Origin of the sequence: Pseudoalteromonas sp. SR45-5 (genome assembly GCF_014163565.1) — a bacterium.
GTDB lineage: Bacteria > Pseudomonadota > Gammaproteobacteria > Enterobacterales > Alteromonadaceae > Pseudoalteromonas > Pseudoalteromonas distincta.
Map to the genome: position 1 here is coordinate 1 of NZ_JACJDN010000956.1, position 965 is coordinate 965.

Genomic DNA, 965 nt, shown 5'->3' on the forward strand with positions numbered 1-965 from the left:
GATCCTAATTCGTATCAAGCCGGTCGCATTCCAGGCTCAGAAGCACTTTCTAACGGTAATATCGCACAATTTATGATGGAAAAAGAATTCGATCAGCCAATTATTATTGTCTGCTACCACGGTATGAGCTCACAAGGCGCAGCTAGCTACTTAGTTGAGCAAGGTTTTGAAGACGTTTACAGTATGGATGGCGGCTTTACAGCTTGGGAAGCTGCTTACAGCGAGAAAGTAGAGCGATGATAGAGCTTGGCAGTTTAAATAACCCGCGCGCCGCACAGGGCTTTATAGATTATTTAAAAAGCCAAGGTTTACAAGGACAATTAAGCTCCTCAGATGGTAGCAATGTCATTATTAGTGTTGCGCCTGAGCATTTTCATCAAATACAACCTTTATGGGCCGAATTTACACAAAACCCTAACCATGAACGCTATCAACAAGCTTCATGGGATGTAGGTAGCACACAATCGCCGCTTAAATACCAAGGGCAATCACTTAATCTAATGACGCGATTTAAAGCGCTTAGCTGGTTAAATCAAACCGTAAGTATTGTAAGCGTTATAATTTATTTTGCTTTTTTACTAGGTGGTTTTGAGACTATTTACACCATGATGCAGTTTAAACCTACGCAGCCTTTAAGTTGGTTAACGCCCGCCCTCGTACATTTTAGCGCGATGCATATAGTGTTTAATTTAATTTGGTGGATGTCGCTTGGTGACAATATCGAAAAACAATGCGGAAAACTCACCCTAATAGGTTTGTTTTTAGTAACTGCACTTATAAGTAATTGGGCACAATACTTAATGGTTGGCCCCAATTTTGGCGGCTTGAGTGGTGTGGTGTATGGGCTACTTGGTTTTTGCTGGATTCATAGCTTTTTAAATCCTAACAAGCCTGCGCTTGTAAGTACGGCTATTGTTGGCTTTATGTTGATTTGGTTAGTGCTTGGGTTTGCTGATGTATTGTTT

Annotated in this window: 2 protein-coding genes; both read left to right on the forward strand. The window is 41.0% G+C overall.

Going from position 1 to position 965, the window contains the following annotated elements; genetic code table 11:
- Positions 1-240: thiosulfate sulfurtransferase GlpE (gene glpE, locus H5072_RS20330; RefSeq protein WP_182694621.1), on the forward strand; the 240-nt coding region annotated here is incomplete at its 5' end.
- On the forward strand, positions 237-965 hold a 729-nt coding region (gene glpG / locus H5072_RS20335; RefSeq protein ID WP_182694622.1), incomplete at its 3' end, for a rhomboid family intramembrane serine protease GlpG. The genes glpE and glpG, both read left to right, overlap by 4 nt.